Raw genomic sequence first — 19,377 nt, forward strand, 5'->3', positions numbered from 1 at the left:
CACACACACTCGCCCAGGTCGACAGCGACGGACGTATGGAGGCGGCCACCCCGCCCCCGGCGTCGGCCCGATTCGTCTCGGGCTCCATCCTGCGCCACGTCGTCGTCATGAGCTCGACCGGGGCGGTCGGCCTGATGGCGATCTTCCTCGTCGACCTGCTCTCGCTCGTCTACGTATCGAAGCTCGGCGACCCGACGCTCACGGCAGCGGTCGGGTTCGCGTCGATCGTCCAGTTCTTCGCGATCTCGATCAATATCGGCCTGATGATCGCAGCCGGCGCCCTGGTCTCTCGTGCCATCGGATCCGGGGACGAAGCGCAGGGACGGCGGATCGGAAGTTCGATCCTGATCCATACGATCATCGTGTCGGGGCTTCTCGTCCTGGCGCTGCTGCCGCTGCTCGACCCGCTGTTGCGGGCGATCGGAGCCGATGCGCATACCCTGCCGATCGCGAAGCGCTTCCTCTGGATCGCCCTGCCCTCGAACCTGCTGATGGCGCCCGGCATGCTGTTCACCGGCCTCTTGCGGGCGGTGGGGGCGGCGCGTGAGGCGATGTACGTCACCCTCGGAGGCGCCATCGTCACCGCCTTCGTCGACCCGCTCCTGATCTTTACCGCCGGGCTCGGCGTCGACGGCGCCGCGATCACCGTCTGTCTCGCCAGGGCGATCTTCGTCGTCATCGGCTGGATCGGGGTGCGCAAATACCGATTGCTGTCGCCGCCGAAGCTGGTCGAGGTCCTCGACGACGGGCCGGTGGTCGGGCGCATCGCGCTCCCGGCGATCCTCACGAACCTCGCGCCGGCCGTGGCGAGCGCCTTCGTCGCCCACACCCTTTCGGGCTTCGGTACGACGGCCGTCGCCGCCAACGTCGTGATCGACCGACTGTCGCCGGTGGCGTTCTGCGGGCTTTTCGCCATGTCGGGGGCGATCGGTCCGATCCTCGGACAGAACTGGGGCGCCCGCCGCTTCGACCGGATGCGTGGCGTGCTGCGCGACGGCGCCGTCGTTGGCGCCGGCTACGTGCTGGTGGTCTGGCTGACGCTGGCGCTCTGCGCCTGGCCGCTGACCCGGCTGTTCGAACTCGACGGCGTCGCCGCGGATCTTCTCGTCTTCTTCTGCTTCCTCAGCGGCCCGATCTGGTTCTGCAACGGGCTGCTCTTCCTCGGGAATGCCTCGTTCAACAATCTCGGCTTTCCGCTGCTGTCGACGGGTCTGAATTGGGGTCGGGCGACACTCGGGACCATGCCCCCAGCCCTCCTCGGCGGGGCGCTCTATGGCCCGCGCGGCGTCATCGCCGGAATCGGGATTGGGTCCCTCGCCTTCGGGCTCGTCGGCATCACGCTGGCCATCCGCACGATCGGTACGCTGGAACGCCGCGCCGCAACGGCGGGACCTCAACCAGCGGCGTCGATTCCTGGCCCTACGCCGCCGGTCGAGACCGCCGAAGCGAACGATATGTTCGTGTGAGTGGCCATCTCAGGTAGAATTCCCGCACATAATCACCAATGCCGAGCGTTCACGCTGGAACATTGCTGGCGGATGCGACAGATTCGGGTGAGAAACCTCCGGATCCGAAGCGGAGCGTCCGAGCCAGAGTATCGTATCATGTTCAACCTGTTCGATATCTTGCAGAGCCAAGCCGGCCCCGGCATGCAGTCGATCGGACAGCAATTTGGCCTGACGCCGGAACAGAGCCGGAGCGCGATGAATGCGCTTCTGCCGGCGCTCGCCGCCGGCCTGCAACGCAGTGCGGCGAGCGACCCGATGGGCTTCGGCCGGATGCTCGGCATGGCCGGGGCCAACCCGTATTTCGGCGCCCCGCCACAGCCGCAGCCCACCCCGCAGCCCGACCTGCTCGGGCAGATCTTCGGCTCGTCGATGCTGAGCCAGGCCGTGCTTCAGCAGGCTTCCACGACGAGCGGCATCGGCCAGCAGGCGTTGCGCCAGATGCTGCCGGTGATGGCGGGCATGGTGGTGGCCGGCATCGTTCACGTCATGGTGAACCAGCCGCCCCCCGCCCCCCAACCCCAGAGGCAGGCCGCGCCGCCGCCGGCGCCCGATGCCGGCTTCCCGGTTGCCGCATTCTGGAACGACTGGATGAACCAGTTCATCGCCGCGCCCGACACCGCAGCGCCTGCCCGGAACCCGCGCGAGCCGGAGCCGAGACCGGCTCCCCAAGCCCCATCGCCGGATTTTTCGAAGCCGCAGGACACTTCGGCAAAGGAGGAGGGCGGCGACGAGGCTCCGTTCGAGGCCTTCCAGCAGATGTTCCAGACCGGCGTTCAGGTGCAGGAGCAGAACGCCAAGGCCATGCAGGACATCTTCGAAGCCTTCTGGAGCCCGCCGAACGATCCGCAGACTTCGACGGAGCCGCCTGAGCAACCGATGACGCGGAAGCCGGAATCCGGCGTCTCCGACAATCCTGCCCCGAAGGATCCAGCGGCCAGCAAGCGCACGGCTCGCCGCAAGGAGCCGTAGACCGGCAGGACGGGATGGTCCCGGGTCCGCGCTCGGCCAGGGCCACGGGCAGCGCGTCGATGTGCCCGTTACGGGATCTGCTTCGCTGCCCAGAGAATGACGCGAAGAACGATGACCATGTCGGGAAAGGCCTGACAGAGCCACTGGGGAGGTCTCGTCCGGAACCACGCGTGTCCCGCGTTCAACCGGAGACCATCACGCCATGAGCGATTCTCTTCGCGAACTGCGTCGCAACCGGCGCAACGACACCAGCATGTTCTGCCGCCGTCTCTGGCCGAGCGATGTCGACACCGTCCGTGCCTTCGTGCTGCGGCTCGATTCCGAGACGCGGGCCAACCGCTTCCTGGCTGCCGTCAGCGATGCGGCCGCTCTGGCTTACGCCGAGCGCGCCCTTGTCACGAAAGGGTTGGTCATCGGGGGTTTCGTCGACGGCATCCTGCGCGGTCTCGGCGAGCTGCGCCCCGCGGGCCGGCCTTCGCCGGGATGTCTACTCGCTCCGCTGGCGGAGGCGGCCTTCGTCGTCGAGCATCCCTTCCGACGCGAGGGGCTCGGCTCGGCCCTGTTTCGACGGATCGTCGAGGCGGCCCGAAGCCGGGGTGTCGGCGATCTGCACGTACGATGTCTCAACGGCAACGGCCCGATGCGCCGGCTCGCCTTGAGGCACGGCGCCGAACTGAACCCGGCCGGTTCGGAGATGGATGGCACGATCCACCTCGACCGGCCGACGCCGTTCTCACTCTGGTCGCAGGGGGTTGCCGAAGCGTTCGATCTCAGCCTTGCCCTGACAACCGCGGCGATTGGACGGAGTCAGGCCGCCTCGTCCGGCCACGGCACGATGCGATCGACGAGTTCGTCCTCGGTGAACTCCTCCTCGTTGCCTGCGACGCGTCCGCGCACCGAGATGCCCGCCTCGTGAACGCTGGCCCTGCGGCCTGACACGAGTGGATGCCAGGAACGCAGGTCCTGGCCCTCGCGCACAAGCCGGTAGGCGCAGGTCGGCGGCAGCCACGGGATGGTGCGGACCGCCTCCGGCGTCAGGCGCACGCAATCGGGCACGCGCTTGGCCCGGTTGCGGTAGTCGCGGCAGGTGCAGGAATGGGCATCGAGCAGCGTGCAGCCGACATCGGTGTGGTGGATCTCGCCGGTGTCGTCGTCCTCGAGCTTCAAGAGGCAGCAGCGGCCGCAGCCGTCGCACAGGCTCTCCCACTCGGCCGAGGTCATCTCGTCGAGGCTCTTGGTCCGCCAGAAGGGATTGTACGTGTTCTGCGACATCGCCTGCTCGTGCAGCACGGGCGGGCGGCAGGCAAGGGCTGGGGATCGGGCGGCGGTCGACGCCACCCGGGCGCCCCATTCATGCATCAAGGTTAACGGGAGCTTTCGATGGCAATACGCCGTGCGGTTGCGATTCCCGGCGTTACCGAGGTGATCGCAAACCTCGCGCAGGCTCGCGAGCCTTGATACAAGATCGACGTTCGGATCGGTGGACCGCGCCCTGAGGCGAGGAACCGGCTCGCAACCGGGTCATCCGAGGGACCGGACCAAGCCGTGCGCCTGCCCAGCCTCACTTCGATCAAGACCCGGATCAGCCGCGCGGCCCTCGGCTTCGATGCCTGGGTCAACGCGAGCATGTTCGAGGGCGGCCGCTCCTCGGGAGAGGCCTACGAGCGCTTCCGCGAGCGGATGGCCGTCTTCTCCTTCCGCGGCTGGAAGCGCTTCGCGCTGGACCTGACGAGCGAGGCCGCAACCATCGGCACCGCAGGCGCCCTCCTGGTGCTGTTTCTCGCGCAGTCCGCCTTCAACCTCACCAGCGAGCAGGGCTGGCTGAAGGAGCAGGATCTCGCCGTCACTTTCCTGGACCGCTACGGCACCGAGGTCGGGCGGCGCGGCATCAAGCACGACGATTCGCTCAAGCTCGACGATTTCCCGGAACTCATGATTAAGGCGCTGCTGTCTACCGAGGACCGGCGCTTCTACGAGCATTGGGGCATAGACCCGATCGGCACGGCACGCGCGCTGGTCTCGAATTCTAGCGGCAAGGGCGGCACCCAGGGCGGCTCGACCCTGACGCAGCAGCTCGCCAAGAACCTGTTCCTGTCCAACGAACGTTCGATCGAACGCAAGATCAACGAGGCCTTCCTGGCCTTCTGGCTGGAGAACCACCTCTCCAAGAACGAGATCCTGAAGCTCTATCTCGACCGCGCTTATATGGGCGGCGGCACCTTCGGCGCGGTTGCGGCGGCCGACTATTATTTCGGCAAACGCCTGCAGGACGTGACCCTGGCCGAGGCCGCCATGCTCGCCGGCCTGTTCAAGGCGCCGACGAAATACTCACCGAACGTCAACCTGCCCGCCGCCCGCGGCCGGGCGGTCGACGTGCTGCACAACATGGTCGAGGCCGGCTTCGTCACCGAGGGCCAGATCCAGACGGCACTGCGCAATCCGGCGACGCCGGTGGTGCGGGCCAAGGACGTCACCGCCGACTACTATCTCGACTGGGCCTTCACCGAGGTGAAGCGCCTCGCCGATGCCGGCAAGCTCCGCAACGACCGCGTGCTGACGGTAAAAACCGCGCTCGACATCCGCATCCAGAAGAGTGCCGACCAGGCCGTCGAGAACGTGCTGCGCCGCTTCGGCGACAGCTACAACGTCGACGAGGCCGGCGTGGTGATCGCCGATCCCGACGGCGGCGTCCGCGCCATGGTCGGCGGTGCCGATTACGGCGAGAGCCAGTTCAACCGGGCGGTGGACGCGCTGCGCCAGCCCGGGTCCTCGTTCAAGCCCTACGTCTATGCGGCCGCCCTGTCCTCGGGGTTGTTCAAACCGGACACGATCGTGACCGACTCGCCGGTCTGCGTCGGCAACTGGTGTCCGCAGAACTACGGGCGGTCGTATTCGGGCCGCCAGCCGATGTGGCTCGCCGTCGCCAAGTCGATCAACACGATCCCGATCAAGATCTCGATCGCGCTGGGCAAGGGGCTGGGCATCACCAACGAGTGGAAGGCCGCGAAGGCCGGGCGCGACAAGATCACCGAGACGGCCAAGGCCATGGGCGTGCTCTCGCCGCTGCCGGACACGGTCTCGATGCCGATCGGCGCCGACGACATCACCGTGCTCGACCAGGCCTCGGGCTTCGCCGTCTTCGCCAATGGCGGTCGCTACGCCCGCGCCTTCGCCGCGACCGAGATCCGCAATTCGAGCGGCGAGGTGATCTATCGACGGACCGACGACCCGGCCCCACAGGTGCTGTCGACCAAGGTCACCGCCGACATGAACTTCATGCTGAACAAGGTGGTCGAGGAGGGCACGGCCCGCAAAGCCCAGATCGAGGGCTGGAAAGTCGCGGGCAAGACCGGCACCACCAACAATTACCGCGACGCCTGGTTCGTCGGCTACACCGGCGCCCTCGTCGGCGCGGTCTGGTTCGGCAATGACGACCATAGCACGACCAACAAGATGACAGGCGGCTCCCTGCCAGCGATGACTTGGCACGAGATCATGGAACCGGCCCACCAGGGCATTGAGGTGAAGGCCCTGCCCGGCCTCAGCGACAAGACCAAGCCGGGGCCAGTCGCGCAGGCGGTTCCAGGCCTGGCTCCCGTCAACTTGACGGCCAGTGCGGCCGGAAAGCTGTCGAAGCGCTCCTTCGAGGTGATGTCGAGCCTCAACGGCCTGTTCCGCTCGGTCGATTCGGGCGCGGCGGCGAAGGCCGGGCAGGCCAAGCCGGATCCGCTCAAGTCCGGGTCGGTCCGGCCTGATCAGGTTCGGCCTCCCGGCCTCGCTCCCGTCGAACTGGCCGAGGGCGGCCGCTTCGGGACGCGTTGAGGCGGCGTGTCGTGAACGCATTCACTCGGATCATGACCGGCTCCACGAGCGAGCGCACTTCCGCGTCCGATCCTAAGTCGTTTCGGGAACGCGGTGCCCGCATCGGTGGCGTGCTCGGCGGCTTCCTGCGTCGAACGTCGCGGACGGGGTTCGTGCTCTATGCCCTCGCCCTCGGCGCGCTGCTCGGCCTCGCCAGCGCCGACTTCGCCACGCGCGGCGGCTACCCGTTCGGCGGCACCACGATCGGTGCCTGGACGGCTTGGCCGAGAACCGGCTCGGCAGATGCCGACCCGTATTCGCGCGCCGTGAATTCCCGCCGCGGCGAGATCCCGCTCGCCATCGGAGAGGGCCTCCTGCTAACCGCCGCCGTCGACGACAGCGGTCGCACCCTGGAGGCGGGCTGCAGCTACGCCATCGGCGGCGTCGTGCCGCCGGCCCGTGCCTGGACCCTCACCATTGCCGGCCGTGGCGCGGCCGACCCGGCGAAAACCCGGCTGCGCGAGGGCTTCACGTCCACGGAAGTCCTGCGCAGCACCGATGACCGCTTCGTCATCGCGGTTAGCCAGGACGTACAGAGCGGCAACTGGCTGCCGATGCCGCGTCCCAGGGGACCGGTCCGGCTCGCGCTCCGGCTCTACGACACCCCCGTCGCCGCGAGCGTGGGAAGCCTCGACCGCAACACTCTGCCGGCGATCACGCGCCTCGGATGCAGCCGATGATACCCGCGGACGTCGAATTCGATTCTTCCGGCATTCGGCCGACGGCAGGCGCGCGTGCACGCCGATGCCGCGGACTGCCCTCGATGCATCGAAATCGAGGGCCGCTGGCATGAGCACGCGCGGACGCCTCATCCTCGCGACGCTGTGCGGGCTCGTGCTCGCCGGGATCGTCCACATCGTCACGGTCCGCGCGATTCCGTATTTCGCGCAGGGCGACGCGTTCTCGCTCGCCCGCAGCAGCGAGAGCCTCGACCATCCCCTGCGCATCCACAGCCTCGCCGTCGCCGGCGTACCCGCCCCGGCTGAGGCCTGGCTGCCGATCCCCGATCCGGCGGTGGCGGTCGGCGTCTGCGCCTACGATCTCGACGACGGCCCGATGCGTGTCTCGGCACGTACCGGGGCACTCACCCTGTCGATAGCCGTGCATAGCCGAAAGGGCGCCTTCTACGCCGTCACCGATCAGGCGGCCGTACGCGGCTCCCTCGACCTCGTCATCATGACCCGTGCCCAGTACGACGAAGCCCTCGCGTCGGAGGACGAGAACCAGGTCAACCGCGACGTCCGCATCGTCGCTCCGGAGCGCGAGGGCTACGCCGTCGTGCGCGTCATCGCGGCCCTGCCGAGCCAGAGCGCCATGGCCAACGACGCGGTCGACGCCGTGTCGTGCTCCATCGATGCCCCTGAAGAACCGACGGACGCGAACACCAAACCCGGCGGCTGAGCGTCAGACCGTCCTTCGCGGCAGCGGCTTGCTGACGAAGCGCGAGCCTACGAGCAGGAACCGCCACGGCGTCTCGACGCCACGGCTGATGCCGACGCGCGCGCCGGCCTCAACGCGTACCGGCGCGGAAGGAGGACGCCATCCGAACGGTGCCGCATCGATCGGCAGGCCGTCGTGGGCGGCGGTGATGGCGAGCGCCTGCGACAGACGGCCTGGTCCGGCGCAGAGGAGGCGGGACTCGCTCAGCCCGCGGCGCGCATGCATCGCGTCCAAAACGTCGGTCGGCTCGAGAGCGCGCAGCAATACAGCGCTGCCCGACTCGCAGACGAGGTTGAGGCACCAGTGCAAGCCGTAGGAGCGATAGACGTAGGCATGGCCCGGCGGCCCGAACATGCTCGCATTGCGCTTCGTCGGACCCGAAAAGCTGTGCGAGGCCGGATCCTGCCGGTCGTAGGCCTCGGTCTCGACAATGACGCCGCCGACGCCGCCGACCAGCAGCGTGTGTCCGATCAGGTCGGCGGCGACCTCGGCCGCGTGCCTGGCGAAGAAGCTCGCCTTCACGAACGCCGTCAGGACGCCTGGGCCGGGGCTCTTGCGCTGTCGAGCGCAAGCGCCTTCCTAGTCCGGGCGACGCCCTCCGGGCCGAGTTCCAGGGCGAGCCGGAGCGCATCCTCGACCAAGGCGCCTTGGGACAGCCCCAGGCGCTTGGCTGCCCGCGCGATCTCGCCGGCAAGCCCGATCTCGACCATCATCGGGATCGTCGCAGGCGCTGCCGGCGAAGGAGCCTTGGCCGGCGCGCTTGCGGGCTTCGTCCGCTCGCCCAGCATCTCGCGACGCCCGAGCGTCGCCAGCACGTCGGCGCGCTCGTTTCCGACCTCGCCGGAATGGCCGCGCACCCAGGTCCATTTCACGTCGCGGGTGCGCGCCAGCGCGTCCAGCCGCTCCATCAAGTCGACGTTCTTGACGGGGCCGGTGGCCGTGCGCCAGCCGCGCCGCTTCCAGCCCGGCATCCACTCGGTGACGGATTTGACGACGTACTGGCTGTCGCAGCGCATCTCGATCGCCGCGCCCTCGGGAAAATATTCCAGCGCGCTGATCGCGGCGGTCAGCTCCATCCGGTTGTTGGTGGTGACACGGTCGCCGCCATGCAGCTCGACCGGACCGTCGGCCGCCTGGATGACGACACCCCAGCCGCCGGGGCCGGGATTGGGGTCGCAGCCGCCGTCGGCATAGACGATGGTTCGCATCTCTGGACTCGTGGATCGGTGGAAGCCGACGATAGGCCGTTCAGTACTTCGCGACCACCGGCGGGACCAGTCCGGCGAGCGGCACGGCGCTCCGCACGAGGCCGCAACGCGCCTCGGCCTCGGGCGGCAGCAGGGCGGCGAGGATCGGGCGGCGGTCGTCGAGGAAGGCGATCGTACGCTCCGCCGCGAGGGCTTCGCTGCCCGGCATCTCGACCACGAAATGCTCCAGGGCGAAGCGATAGCGGGCGACGCGCAGGCCGGTCTCGAGCCGAACCCAGGCGATCAGGCAGCGGTTCTCGGCCACCCGCATCGCGGCGTGGCGGACATCGAAATCGTCGAGGCTCGCCGAGAACAGCAGGGCGCGCAGACGCAGGCGGTCGGCGTCGATCACACGGGAGGCCGTGGCCGCGAAAGACGGGATCAGGCGGCCGTCGGCGGTAGCGTCCTCGGAAAGCCGGCTGTAGCGCGAATAGGGCGAGCGGAACGGGCCGGCGATCAGCTCGGCGTGGTAGCCCTCGATGTCGTCGATGCGCGCCGACGGCGGCAGCAGGCGCGAGCGCGTGAGGTTGGCGAGGATGTCGGTGAAGGCGGCGCGCCCCTGGGCCGGCATCAGGAAGCGCCAGGCCCGGTCGCGCAGGATCCGCTCATCGTCGGTCAGGGGAAATACGGAGGACGGCTCTTCGCGCTCCCGCGCGGCGATGGCGCCGGTGGAGTCGACGAGGGAATTCCAGGCACTCGGCGCCGGCCGTCCGAAATCGCCTTCCTGGGCGCAGCCGCCCATCAGGAACAGGCCGGCGATCGGCAGGGTCCGTAAGAGAACCCGTTTGGCAGAGAGCGTCACGAGCGCTTGCGCTGTGGGACCGCCGGCTCGACCTGCACATCCGGCATGCGCTCGTAGCGAACGCCGGTGAAGAGCAGGATCTGCCCGAGTGGCGCGGCGTCGGCCGAAGCTTCGCGCCGGAAGCGGCGGCCTGCGGCTGTCGGCATAGCCAAGACCAGCGCCGACGGCTTGGGCTCGGCCGCGCTATTGCGGCTCTTCGAAAGGGTGTTGCGGGGGTTCATGCGGATGATCCCGTCCGATTCCGTGCGGCTTGCGTTCCGGGCACCCGCGGACGGCGAGTGAACGGTCGAGGATGGCCGGACGATGGCGCCGCCCGGCTTGAGCGTAGGGGAAGATCATCACGGCATCGTTAACGGAACGTTTCCATGCGGCGGTGGCGATCATCCCATCCACTGCGTGCGCCAGGGGCTCACGGCTAGTTCGACCGGCGGACTAACGGACGAAATGCAGGGGGATCCATCCCGAAACGGGGCATCGTTCCGCATTGGCCCGAAATTTGCTGATCGATTAGCTGTCCTAAGGCGGGCTTTTCCTCCCTGAACTTTGGCTCCGCTCGGCCCCCCGAGCGGAGCCTTTTTTCGAGCGGTACCTCCCTGCTGCCCCCGGCCTGTGGTGTTACCCGCAAGCGACCCATGCCGAGGAACCGGCCCTCCCGGCCATCCGGCGCGCTTGCTTACGTCGCGTTGCGCCCGATATGCCGTCTCGAAACACCGTGAGCGCAAGCGCGTAAGGACACCTTAGGATGAATTCGGATTCGGCACGATTCGGGGGCCCGTCGAAGGGCCTGTCGACGGTATTGAAGATTGCGCCGTTCGCTATCCTCCTCGCCGCGACCAGCCCGGCGCTTGCCCAGCGGGACGATCCCGGCCTGCAGCTCAACTGCGCCAACGACTTCTTCCGCCTCTGCGCCGGCGTAGATCCGAACAGCGGCGAGGCCGACAAGTGCATGAACCGCAACCGACCGCGCCTCTCGGCCGAGTGCAAGGCCGCGATCGGCGACTTCGACAAGCGCGAGCCCGGCAAGATCAAGGGGCGCTGAGCCCGCAATCGTCACGACCGGAGGGGGCCACCTCCTCGCACAACAGAGGTTACCCATGGCCCTCACCGTCGTGGTCCAGATGGACCCGATCCAGGCGATCCGTATCGCCGGCGACACCACCTTCGCGCTGATGCTGGAAGCCCAGGCGCGGGGGCACCGCCTCCTCTACTACACGCCTGATCGCCTCTCGATGCAGGGCCGGCGCGTGACCGCCCGTGTCGAACCGGTGACCGTTCACGACGTCGAGGGGGCGCATGCCACCCTCGGCCCGATCGAGCGCATCGACTTGCGTGAGGCGGACGTGGTGCTGATGCGCCAAGATCCGCCCTTCGACATGGCCTACATCACGGCCACGCACATGCTGGAGGCGATCTCCGACGAGACCCTGGTGGTCAACAACCCGGCCGAAGTCCGCAACGCTCCCGAAAAGCTGTTCGTCCTCGACTTCCCCGAGCTGATGCCGCCAACACTGATCTCGCGCGACAAGGCCGAGATCGAGGCGTTTCGCCGGGAGCACGGCACGGTGGCGATGAAGCCGCTGCACGGTCATGGCGGCGCTGCAGTGTTCCGCGTGACGGAGGACGACCCGAATTTCGGCTCGATGTTCGACCTGTTTGCCGTGACGTTCCGCGAGCAGTGGGTGGTCCAGAAGTTCCTCGAGAAGGTCACCGAGGGCGACAAGCGCATCATCCTCGTCGACGGGGAACTGATGGGCGCGATCAACCGCGTGCCGGCCAAGGGCGACATCCGCTCGAACATGGTTCGCGGCGGAGCCGCCGGCCCGTCCGACCTGACCGAGCGCGAGCGCGAGATCTGCGCGACCATCGGCCCGGAGCTGAAGCGACGCGGCCTGATCCTCGTCGGCATCGACGTGATCGACGGTCACCTCACCGAGATCAACGTGACCTCGCCGACTGGCCTGCGTGCCATCAAGCGGCTCGGCGGGCCGGATCTGGCAGTGTCGGTCTGGGACGCGATCGAGGCGCGGGTCGGCGCCGGCTGAGCGACCGCTCAGGTCTCGGCGCGCGGCGTCGCGCTGAGTTCGGTCCAGTCGAATTCTTCTTCCAGCACGAAGAATGCGTCGTCGCCGATCTCGCCGGCCCGGCGCAGCGCCAGGATGCGTTCGCGGGCAGCCTGGATCGCCCGGCGGCGGGCATCGTCGGCAGGCAGGCCCTCGGGCGCCAAGCCCTCTTCGTGCGCCTCGGCTTCTTCGACGACGAGGCGGAACTCCCGGCGCAGGGCTTCGGCGATCTCGGACTCGTCGCCCTCCAGGCTTTCGATCGCAGCTCCGTAAGCCTCGGCCCGGCCCCAGCCGACCTCGTGGCCGACGGGGTCGGTGTCCTCCAGCTTCAGCCAAGCGAGCAGCGGGCGCAGGGTCAGCCCCTGGATCACCAGGGTGCCGATCACCACGGCGAAGGCCGTGAGGACAATGAGGTCGCGATAGGGAAAGGCACCATTCGGTCCGCTCTCGGGCAGGGCCAGGGCACCGGCGATGGTAACGAGGCCACGCATGCCCGCCCAGGACACGGCGAACCCCGCACCGGGCCCGAGATCGGACGCCTCGCGCCCGCCCGCCGCGATGCCCTTGCGGAAGGCGTTGCCGAGGTCGAGGACGGAGCGATCCTTGGAGCGGCGCGCTTCGGCGAATCCGATCCGCCGGATGCCGCTCGCAGGCAGCACCCAGGCGATACGGACGAGAACGACCGTCAGCAGCACCGAGCCCGCCACCATCGCGAAGGGAAGGTTCTCGGCGGCACGCAGCCGTTCGAGGATCGGGCCGAGCTGATTGCCGATCAGGACGAAGGCCAGGACGTTGAGGACGAAGATCACCGTGTCCCAGACGGCATAGGACAGGATGCGCGGGCGCGGTGCTGTCCGCTCGGGGGCGTAGCGGGCCACGACCAGGGCGAAGCTGACGACGGTCAGCACGCCCGAGAGTTCAATCGCTTCGGCCGCAATCCAGACCCCGAAGGCCGCCGCGAATTGCAGGACGATGCTGCTGGCCGGGTCCGACACCCAGCGCATCCCCCACAGGTAGATCCGGGCGAGGATCGGACCGGCAATCAGGCTGCCGACGACGCCGAGGAGGAAGGCGGGCGCGACCTCGGACAGGGAGAAGTGCCCGGTGACGGCCGCCGCGACGCCGAGCCGGTAAATCAACAACGAGCCGGCATCGTTGAGCAGGCTCTCGCCACGCAGGATCGTCGTGAGCCGGTGCGGGAGCGGCACGTGCGCGAGGACCGAGAGCGCCGCCACGGCGTCCGGCGGGGCGACGATGGCACCGAGCACGATCGCCGCCGAGAGCGGCATGTCCGGTACCAGCATCTTGACCACTACGGCGACCGCAAGCGTCGTGACGAGAACGGCGCCGACGGCGAGCCCGGCGATCGGCCGCCAGTTGACCCGCAGGTCCCGCAGAGACGTGGCGTAGCCGGCGTCGACCAGGACGGGCGCGAGAAACAGCGCGAGGGCAAGGTCGGGATCGAGCCGCAGGTTCGGGAAGCCCGGGGCCAGGGCGAGCCCGACGCCGCCGAGCGCGAGGAAGGCCGGATAGGGCGCGCCGACGCGCCGCGCTAGGGCCGCAAGCAGCACGGCGCCGACCAGCACCGCGACGATCCATTCGAACACGAACATCTGGAACCGGAGATAGGGCGGCGTGGCGGTTTCGAGCGACGTTGTCCTGCGGCGTCTCAGCCCGGCAGGATGCCCTCCGGTAACGTAGCGACGTGCCGGGCTATCGCACCGGGCGTCGTCAGCCAGATCGTCTTGCGGTGCTCGACGATGCCGGCGAGCGCCCGTCGCAACGGTCTCAGGCGGTGCGGCTGGCCGACGATGTAGGGGTGGAGCGCGATACCCATCACCAGCGGCGCGGCCCGTGAGGCCGTTCGCATCTCGGCGAAGCCGTCGCGGATCATCCGTGCGAATTCCCGGGCGGTATGCCCGCGCGCGATGACCGCCGGGATGTCGTTGAGCTCTTGGGGGTACGGTACCGAGAGGATGCCGCGCCCGTCCCGGGTCGCGAAGCGCACCGGCTGGTCGTCATGCGCCCAGTCGAGCAGGTAGTCGTAGCCGGCCTCCGAAAGCAGGTCCGGCGTGACCCGCGATTGCGAGATCCAGGGGCCGAGCCAGCCCGTCGGCGCCCGGCCCTCCTCGCGTGCCAGGGCCTGCGTCGCGTCGGCGATCAATTCCCGTTCCGCCGCCTCGTCGAGATCGCCCTGCCGCTCGGCGTTGCTGCGGCCATGGGCGACGATCTCGACGGGATGGGTTTCGCCATAGCGGCGCACGGCCTCCATCAGGCCCGGGCAATCGGCATGGAGCCGGCTGTTTGCGAGCACCGCCACCGGCAGCGACAGCTCGGCGAACAGGTCGAGCAGGCGAAACACGCCGACGCGGTTGCCCCAGTCGCGCCAGGAATAGTTGAGCACGTCCGGTTGCGGTCCGCCCGGCGCCAGCTCCGCGCCGAGGCCCTCGCCGAAGGCGAAGGTTTCGAGGTTGAGGGCAACGTAGACCGCGAGCCGCCTACCGCCGGGCCAGTCGTAGACCGGGCGGCTGGGCAGGGCGCTGTAGCGGTAGCGGCCGTGTGCGGCTTCGGTCACCCGACGGCTACTTGGCAGGGGTCGCGTCCGGAGCCTTCGGGGCGGGCGTCGGCGTCTCGCCGGCGGCCATCGGCTGCAGCACGTTCTTGGCGATGCTGCCCTCGGGGCCGTATTCGCCGGCCACCGCGATGCAGGACTGCTCGCGATGCAGCGCCATGTCGTTCGACATCATCCCGAAGATCCCCTGGATGCGGGCGCCGAAGGGCCCGCGCGGGCTGACGTCCTCGGACTTGGTGTTCATCTTGGCGAGCACGGCATCGAATTCCGGTACGCCGATCTTGTAGCCGCAGACGTTCGAGGCCGCGTAGACGTACGCCGCAAGTTCGAGGGCGCGCGGTGCAGGAGCGTTGCGGATCGTTCGCGGCGGCGCAGCGTCTTCCGCGACGGCGGGCAAGGCGAAGCCTGCGAGCAGGGCTGCGGCGAGGAAATGTCTGGACATTGTCTGGGGCGGTCCTCGAATGGAGCAGCTTCTTACGAGCCGCTTATAGGCAACCGCGACATAGATCGTCCGCCCTCGGCCCTCCAGGGGGCATGAGCGCGCAGACGCGCTCGTGCTTATCCCATCCGCGTCCAGGTCTTGCGCTCACAGATCCACGCCGCGCTGCACCGAGGTCGGACCCATCACGAGCAGCGGCATCGTTTGGGGCGATCGGCTTGCCCAGCGAAGCCGGTTTCGCAAGGCACCGCCTTGACTTCGCCCCCATCGCGACCTTCAACGGCGCCCTCTCGAACAGGGCCGGCGAGCCCGGAGGACGGCGATGCGCGTGATCGAAACGGAGATCCCCGCGGTCAAGCGCGTCATCCCAAAGCGGCATGGCGACGAGCGCGGCTGGTTCTCGGAGGTGTTTCGGGTCGATCAGCTTGCCGAGGGTGGTATCACCAGCGCCTTCGTGCAGGACAACCAGTCCTTCTCGGCCCCGGCCGGGACCCTGCGCGGCCTGCATTTCCAGACGCCGCCGGCGGCGCAGGCCAAGCTCGTGCGCGTGCTGGCTGGCGCGATCCTCGACGTCGCCGTCGACATCCGACACGGCTCGCCGACCTTCGGCCGCTACGTCGCGGTCCGGCTCGATGCCGAGACCGGCGAACAGCTGTTCGTGCCGCACGGCTTCGCGCACGGCTTCTGTACTCTGGAGCCGAACACCATGGTGGCCTACAAGGTCGACGCGTATTACAGCCCGGCGAACGACCGCAGCATCGCCTGGAACGATCCCGACATCGGCATCGACTGGCCGGTGAGCGAGGCCGAGGCGATCCTGTCCGGCAAGGACAAGACCGCGCCGCGGCTCGCCAGCCTCGAAAAGCTGTTCTGAGGCGAACGAATTGTCCGCCGGGCGTCGTGGCGCCCGACGCCCAAGCTGACGGAGACCCCCATGCGCATTCTGGTGACCGGCGGCTGCGGCTTCATCGGCTCCGCCCTCGTCCTGCATCTCGTGCAGGATCTCGGTCACGAGGTGCTGACGCTCGACGCGTTGACCTATGCGGCCAACCCGATCTCGCTGCAGCCCCTCGACGGCGACGGCCGGCACCGGTTCGTCCAGGCCGACATCTGCGACCCGGCCCGCGTCCACGCGCTCTATGCCGACTTTCGGCCGCAGGCGGTGATGCATCTCGCCGCCGAGAGCCATGTCGACCGCTCGATCACCGACCCCGGCGCCTTCGTGCGCACCAACGTCGTCGGCACGCAGGTGATGCTCGACGGCGCCCGCTCGTTCTGGGATGGCCTTCCCGAGGCCGACCGCAAGGCCTTCCGGTTCCTCCATGTCTCGACCGACGAGGTCTACGGCTCGCTGTCGCCGGACGCCTTCTTCACCGAAGAGAGCCGCTACGACCCGCGCTCGCCCTACTCGGCCTCGAAGGCCGCCTCAGACCACCTCGCGCGTGCCTGGCACGAGACCTACGGCCTGCCGGTGCTGGTGACGAACTGCTCGAACAATTACGGGCCGCGTCACTTCCCGGAAAAGCTGATCCCGCTGATGATCCTAAACGCGCTGGAGGGGAAGAAACTGCCGGTCTACGGCGACGGACTGAACGAGCGCGACTGGATCCATGTCGAGGACCACGCCCGCGGTCTCGTCGCAGTGCTTATGACGGGCCGGATCGGCGAGACCTACCTGCTCGGCGGCCGGGCCGTGCGCAACAACCTCGCCGTGGTGAAGGCGCTCTGCGCGGCCTTCGACCGGTTGCGCCCCGAGCACGCGCCACACGAAAAACTGATCAGCTTCGTCACCGACCGGCCCGGGCATGATCGGCGCTACGCCATCGACCCGTCGAAGGCCGAACGCGAAGTCGACTGGGCACCGACCAAGGTGTTCGAGGAGGCGTTGGAGGAGACCGTGCGCTGGTATCTCGACACCGAGAGCTGGTGGCGCCCGATCCGCGAGGGCCGCTACACCGGCGAGCGGCTCGGTCTGGCAGCCAAGAGCGCCTGAGATGGACATCCTGGTTCTCGGCGGCGGCGGTCAGGTCGGAACGGAGCTTCAGGCCTATGCCTGGCCCGAGGGCGTGCGCGTCCACGCGCCCGATCGCGCCGGCCTCGACATCACCGACGAAGCCGCTATCGCCCGCATCATCGCCGAGCGCGACTGGGCGGCCGTGATCAACACGGCCGCCTACACCGCCGTCGACAAGGCCGAGAGCGAAGTCGCCGCCGCCTGGCGCCTCAACGCCCTCGCTCCGGCGATTCTTTCCGCGACGACGAACTCAAAAAAAATTCCGCTGGTTCATGTCTCGACCGACTACGTTTTCGACGGTTCGAGCAGCGGCTCCTACGAGACCGACGCGCCGATCGGCCCGACCAGCGTCTACGGAGCAAGCAAGGCGGCCGGCGAGATGGCGGTGCGCACCGCCAACCCGCGCCATGCCATCGTGCGGACCGCCTGGGTGGTCAGCCCCCACCGCGGCAACTTCGTGAAGACCATGCTGCGGCTGGCCGGCGAGCGTGATCAGCTCAGCGTCGTCGACGACCAGCATGGCTGCCCGACCTCGGCCGCCGACCTCGCTGCGGGGTTGGCCCGGATCGCGCTGCGGCTGGCCGAGGACACAGATGCGCCGACGGGGACCTTCCACTACGTCAATGCGGGCGTCACCACCTGGCACGGCTTCGCCGAGGGCATCGTCGCCGGCAATGCCCGGCGCGGCGGCCGCAGGATCCCGGTCAAGGGCATCCCGACGAGCGCCTACCCGACCCCGGCGAGGCGCCCGGTCAACTCCGAGCTCTCCACGAAAAGCCTGACAGTCGCCTACGGCCTGACGCCCCGGCCCTGGCACGAGGCACTCGACGACATCCTCGACCGCCTCGTCGGCCCGGCGCACTGACAGATAGGAAAAAGGCTACGCCATGAAGGGCATCGTTCTGGCCGGCGGCTCCGGCACCCGGCTGCATCCGGCGACGCTCGCCATCAACAAGCAGCTGCTGCCGGTCTACGACAAGCCGATGATCTACTACCCGATCTCGGTGCTGATGCTGGCCGGCATCCGCGAGATCCTGGTGATCTCGTCGCCCGAGCATCTCGGCAACTACCAGCGCCTGCTCGGCTCCGGCGAGCAGTTCGGCGTGAGCTTCACCTATGCCGTCCAGCCGCGGCCCGAGGGCCTGGCCCAGGCCTTCGTCATCGGCCGCGAGTTCGTCGGCAGCGATTCCGTCGCGCTGGTGCTCGGCGACAACCTCTTTTTCGGCAGCGGCATGAGCGAGCTGCTTCGGCGCGCCCGCGAGCGGCAGGGCGGCGCCACGGTGTTCGCCTACCATGTCGACCACCCGGAGGCCTACGGCGTCGTCACCCTCGACAAGGAGGGTCGGCCACTGCGTCTCGTCGAGAAGCCGAAGAAGCCCGAATCCCCCTGGGCGGTCACGGGCCTGTACTTCTACGACAACCAAGTCCTCGAAATCGCCGCCGCGGTGAAGCCCTCGGACCGGGGCGAACTCGAGATCACATCCGTCAACCAAGCCTATCTCGATCTCGGCCAGCTCCACGTCGAGCGGATGTCCCGCGGCTATGCCTGGCTCGATACCGGCACGCATGACAGCCTGCTGGAAGCGGCGGAGTTCGTACGCACCCTGCAGAACCGCCAGGGCCTCCAGGTCGCCTGCCTGGAGGAGATCGCCTATCTTCAGAACTTCATCACCCGCGACCAGCTCGTCGCCCGCGGCGAACTGTTCGCCAAGACCTCCTACGGCCAGAACCTGCTCAGGCTCGCTAAGGAGGACCAGCCGCTGGACGGGACGGCCTAGCGCTCGCCCAGCGCCAACACCGCGCCGGTATAGGTCTCGGCGACTTCGCAGAACGGGATGCCGGCCGCCGTCGACAGTACAGCCTCGACGAAGAACAGCTTGTTCTCGGGCCCAGGCAGTTCGGCCTCGCCCGGCGTCCAAAGCATCTTGAGCGACAGGTTGCGCCGCGTCGGCGACAGTGGATGGACCACACGCCCGAACGGGACCTGTGTGGTCTCCAGCATCGTATTCATCTCCGGCGTCAACCGGCCAGGGACGTACCAGTTGTCGGCCTCGGACAGGACGTGGCCACCGCAGGTCAAGCGGACGCGCCGATAGCGCACCGGCTCATCGGCACCGATCGCCAGACGCTCACGCTGCTCGGCCGAGAGCGGCTTGTCCGCGCCTGCAACTCGTACGGCCGTGAGACGCGGATCGGCGGCGAGGCCGCGCTCGGCGCACCAGGCCTCGAGGACGGCGGTCGCGCTGTGGGCGGCCAGCAGGCGGGCACTCAGGGTTTCGATCAAGCGCTCGGTCCCGGCCCTCGGTTCGATTGGGAGGATCGTCGGCGGCTCTTGCGCACGGGCCGGTGCCGGTGTCGCAACGCAGCCGACAGCCGCCGCGAGGGCCAATACCGCGATCCGCCGGCCACCCTCGGGGCCTGTCGCACCGTCGGCTTCCGCATCCATTGCGCAGCGCAATACGGTG

At 68.5% G+C, this 19,377-nt stretch carries 21 protein-coding genes; 12 read left to right on the forward strand and 9 right to left on the reverse strand.

Going from position 1 to position 19,377, the window contains the following annotated elements:
• Window positions 1–35: 35 nt before the first annotated feature.
• The 3 genes from MFF07_RS17055 (at window position 36) to MFF07_RS17065 (ending at window position 3,393) form a co-directional block, all read left to right on the forward strand.
• On the forward strand, window positions 36–1,466 hold the full coding sequence (locus MFF07_RS17055; protein ID WP_238232492.1) for an MATE family efflux transporter: 1,431 nt from the start codon (window positions 36–38) through the stop codon (window positions 1,464–1,466).
• A 138-nt stretch (window positions 1,467–1,604) separates the two neighbouring features.
• Window positions 1,605–2,477, forward strand: a complete 873-nt coding sequence (locus tag MFF07_RS17060) for a DUF937 domain-containing protein (protein ID WP_238232427.1) — start codon at window positions 1,605–1,607, stop codon at window positions 2,475–2,477.
• 202 nt (window positions 2,478–2,679) lie between these two features.
• On the forward strand, window positions 2,680–3,393 hold the full coding sequence (locus tag MFF07_RS17065; RefSeq protein WP_238232428.1) for a GNAT family N-acetyltransferase: 714 nt from the start codon (window positions 2,680–2,682) through the stop codon (window positions 3,391–3,393).
• Here the strand turns inward: MFF07_RS17065 and MFF07_RS17070 are convergent.
• Entirely contained in the window at window positions 3,285–3,749 is a 465-nt protein-coding gene (locus MFF07_RS17070; protein WP_147813922.1) for a YcgN family cysteine cluster protein, read from the reverse strand. The genes MFF07_RS17065 and MFF07_RS17070 overlap by 109 nt on opposite strands.
• 273 nt (window positions 3,750–4,022) lie before the next feature.
• On the opposite strand from MFF07_RS17070, the gene MFF07_RS17075 reads away from it, so the two are divergent.
• The 3 genes from MFF07_RS17075 to MFF07_RS17085 all read left to right on the forward strand — a co-directional run bounded on the left by MFF07_RS17075 (window position 4,023) and on the right by MFF07_RS17085 (window position 7,739).
• A complete protein-coding gene (locus MFF07_RS17075) occupies window positions 4,023–6,299 on the forward strand; it encodes a transglycosylase domain-containing protein (protein ID WP_238232429.1) in 2,277 nt (758 codons plus the stop codon).
• A gap of 32 nt (window positions 6,300–6,331) precedes the next feature.
• On the forward strand, window positions 6,332–7,018 hold the full coding sequence (locus tag MFF07_RS17080) for a DUF1214 domain-containing protein (protein WP_373322386.1): 687 nt from the start codon (window positions 6,332–6,334) through the stop codon (window positions 7,016–7,018).
• 109 nt (window positions 7,019–7,127) lie between these two features.
• The gene (locus tag MFF07_RS17085; RefSeq protein ID WP_147813917.1) at window positions 7,128–7,739 is read left to right on the forward strand and encodes a DUF1254 domain-containing protein; all 612 of its coding nucleotides are present in this window, start codon (window positions 7,128–7,130) and stop codon (window positions 7,737–7,739) included.
• 3 nt (window positions 7,740–7,742) lie between these two features.
• Here MFF07_RS17085 and MFF07_RS17090 read toward each other — a convergent pair whose 3' ends face one another.
• Genes MFF07_RS17090 through MFF07_RS17105 form a run of 4 tightly spaced genes read right to left on the reverse strand, consistent with a single transcriptional unit; the run spans window position 7,743 to window position 10,048 of the window.
• Window positions 7,743–8,300 (reverse strand): DNA-3-methyladenine glycosylase, encoded by a 558-nt coding sequence (locus MFF07_RS17090; protein ID WP_238232431.1) that lies wholly within the window; start codon window positions 8,298–8,300, stop codon window positions 7,743–7,745.
• Window positions 8,301–8,308: 8 nt separating this feature from the next.
• Window positions 8,309–8,986 (reverse strand): ribonuclease HI, encoded by a 678-nt coding sequence (gene rnhA / locus MFF07_RS17095; RefSeq protein ID WP_238232432.1) that lies wholly within the window; start codon window positions 8,984–8,986, stop codon window positions 8,309–8,311.
• Between the two features lie 40 nt (window positions 8,987–9,026).
• Entirely contained in the window at window positions 9,027–9,767 is a 741-nt protein-coding gene (locus MFF07_RS17100) for a hypothetical protein (RefSeq protein ID WP_238232493.1), read from the reverse strand.
• Between the two features lie 56 nt (window positions 9,768–9,823).
• Window positions 9,824–10,048, reverse strand: a complete 225-nt coding sequence (locus MFF07_RS17105; protein ID WP_147813911.1) for a hypothetical protein — start codon at window positions 10,046–10,048, stop codon at window positions 9,824–9,826.
• Window positions 10,049–10,569: 521 nt separating this feature from the next.
• Here MFF07_RS17105 and MFF07_RS17110 point away from each other — a divergent pair.
• Complete coding sequence (locus MFF07_RS17110) at window positions 10,570–10,866, forward strand: hypothetical protein (RefSeq protein ID WP_238232433.1); 297 nt, start codon at window positions 10,570–10,572, stop codon at window positions 10,864–10,866.
• Window positions 10,867–10,921: 55 nt separating this feature from the next.
• Entirely contained in the window at window positions 10,922–11,869 is a 948-nt protein-coding gene (gshB, locus tag MFF07_RS17115) for a glutathione synthase (RefSeq protein ID WP_238232434.1), read from the forward strand.
• A gap of 8 nt (window positions 11,870–11,877) precedes the next feature.
• Here the strand turns inward: gshB and MFF07_RS17120 are convergent, their stop codons facing one another.
• From MFF07_RS17120 to MFF07_RS17130, 3 genes are read right to left on the reverse strand one after another with little or no spacing between them, the layout of a single operon-like run.
• Window positions 11,878–13,500 (reverse strand): cation:proton antiporter, encoded by a 1,623-nt coding sequence (locus MFF07_RS17120; RefSeq protein ID WP_238232435.1) that lies wholly within the window; start codon window positions 13,498–13,500, stop codon window positions 11,878–11,880.
• A gap of 56 nt (window positions 13,501–13,556) precedes the next feature.
• The gene (locus MFF07_RS17125; RefSeq protein ID WP_238232436.1) at window positions 13,557–14,462 is read right to left on the reverse strand and encodes a polysaccharide deacetylase family protein; all 906 of its coding nucleotides are present in this window, start codon (window positions 14,460–14,462) and stop codon (window positions 13,557–13,559) included.
• 7 nt (window positions 14,463–14,469) lie between these two features.
• A complete protein-coding gene (locus tag MFF07_RS17130; RefSeq protein ID WP_238232437.1) occupies window positions 14,470–14,901 on the reverse strand; it encodes a hypothetical protein in 432 nt (143 codons plus the stop codon).
• Window positions 14,902–15,220: 319 nt separating this feature from the next.
• Here MFF07_RS17130 and rfbC point away from each other — a divergent pair, with 319 nt between their 5' ends.
• From rfbC to rfbA, 4 genes are read left to right on the forward strand one after another with little or no spacing between them, the layout of a single operon-like run.
• Window positions 15,221–15,772, forward strand: a complete 552-nt coding sequence (gene rfbC, locus MFF07_RS17135) for a dTDP-4-dehydrorhamnose 3,5-epimerase (RefSeq protein WP_238232438.1) — start codon at window positions 15,221–15,223, stop codon at window positions 15,770–15,772.
• Between the two features lie 60 nt (window positions 15,773–15,832).
• Window positions 15,833–16,891 carry a dTDP-glucose 4,6-dehydratase gene (gene rfbB / locus MFF07_RS17140; protein ID WP_238232439.1) on the forward strand — a complete coding sequence of 353 codons (1,059 nt, stop codon included), beginning with the start codon at window positions 15,833–15,835 and terminating at the stop codon, window positions 16,889–16,891.
• Between the two features lies 1 nt (window position 16,892).
• Window positions 16,893–17,777, forward strand: a complete 885-nt coding sequence (gene rfbD / locus MFF07_RS17145) for a dTDP-4-dehydrorhamnose reductase (RefSeq protein ID WP_238232440.1) — start codon at window positions 16,893–16,895, stop codon at window positions 17,775–17,777.
• Window positions 17,778–17,799: 22 nt separating this feature from the next.
• Complete coding sequence (gene rfbA / locus MFF07_RS17150) at window positions 17,800–18,690, forward strand: glucose-1-phosphate thymidylyltransferase RfbA (RefSeq protein ID WP_238232441.1); 891 nt, start codon at window positions 17,800–17,802, stop codon at window positions 18,688–18,690.
• Here rfbA and MFF07_RS17155 read toward each other — a convergent pair.
• Window positions 18,687–19,196: a hypothetical protein gene (locus MFF07_RS17155; protein ID WP_373322376.1), complete on the reverse strand. Its 510-nt coding sequence runs from the start codon at window positions 19,194–19,196 to the stop codon at window positions 18,687–18,689. The genes rfbA and MFF07_RS17155 overlap by 4 nt on opposite strands.
• Window positions 19,197–19,377: the final 181 nt, after the last annotated feature.

Source organism: Methylobacterium thuringiense (assembly GCF_022179645.1).
Lineage (GTDB): Bacteria > Pseudomonadota > Alphaproteobacteria > Rhizobiales > Beijerinckiaceae > Methylobacterium > Methylobacterium thuringiense.

Bases quoted from the DNA above. Each gene is read 5' to 3' on its own strand.
- rfbC (WP_238232438.1), top strand. From the start codon at position 15,221: ATGCGCGTGATCGAAACGGAGATCCCCGCGGTCAAGCGCGTCATCCCA.
- MFF07_RS17120 (WP_238232435.1), bottom strand. From the start codon at position 13,500: ATGTTCGTGTTCGAATGGATCGTCGCGGTGCTGGTCGGCGCCGTGCTG.
- rnhA (WP_238232432.1), bottom strand. From the start codon at position 8,986: ATGCGAACCATCGTCTATGCCGACGGCGGCTGCGACCCCAATCCCGGC.
- rfbA (WP_238232441.1), top strand. From the start codon at position 17,800: ATGAAGGGCATCGTTCTGGCCGGCGGCTCCGGCACCCGGCTGCATCCG.
- MFF07_RS17100 (WP_238232493.1), bottom strand. From the start codon at position 9,767: ATGGGCGGCTGCGCCCAGGAAGGCGATTTCGGACGGCCGGCGCCGAGT.
- rfbB (WP_238232439.1), top strand. From the start codon at position 15,833: ATGCGCATTCTGGTGACCGGCGGCTGCGGCTTCATCGGCTCCGCCCTC.
- MFF07_RS17070 (WP_147813922.1), bottom strand. From the start codon at position 3,749: ATGTCGCAGAACACGTACAATCCCTTCTGGCGGACCAAGAGCCTCGAC.
- MFF07_RS17060 (WP_238232427.1), top strand. From the start codon at position 1,605: ATGTTCAACCTGTTCGATATCTTGCAGAGCCAAGCCGGCCCCGGCATG.
- rfbD (WP_238232440.1), top strand. From the start codon at position 16,893: ATGGACATCCTGGTTCTCGGCGGCGGCGGTCAGGTCGGAACGGAGCTT.
- MFF07_RS17130 (WP_238232437.1), bottom strand. From the start codon at position 14,901: ATGTCCAGACATTTCCTCGCCGCAGCCCTGCTCGCAGGCTTCGCCTTG.
- MFF07_RS17065 (WP_238232428.1), top strand. From the start codon at position 2,680: ATGAGCGATTCTCTTCGCGAACTGCGTCGCAACCGGCGCAACGACACC.
- MFF07_RS17085 (WP_147813917.1), top strand. From the start codon at position 7,128: ATGAGCACGCGCGGACGCCTCATCCTCGCGACGCTGTGCGGGCTCGTG.
- MFF07_RS17110 (WP_238232433.1), top strand. From the start codon at position 10,570: ATGAATTCGGATTCGGCACGATTCGGGGGCCCGTCGAAGGGCCTGTCG.
- gshB (WP_238232434.1), top strand. From the start codon at position 10,922: ATGGCCCTCACCGTCGTGGTCCAGATGGACCCGATCCAGGCGATCCGT.
- MFF07_RS17055 (WP_238232492.1), top strand. From the start codon at position 36: ATGGAGGCGGCCACCCCGCCCCCGGCGTCGGCCCGATTCGTCTCGGGC.
- MFF07_RS17080 (WP_373322386.1), top strand. From the start codon at position 6,332: ATGACCGGCTCCACGAGCGAGCGCACTTCCGCGTCCGATCCTAAGTCG.
- MFF07_RS17105 (WP_147813911.1), bottom strand. From the start codon at position 10,048: ATGAACCCCCGCAACACCCTTTCGAAGAGCCGCAATAGCGCGGCCGAG.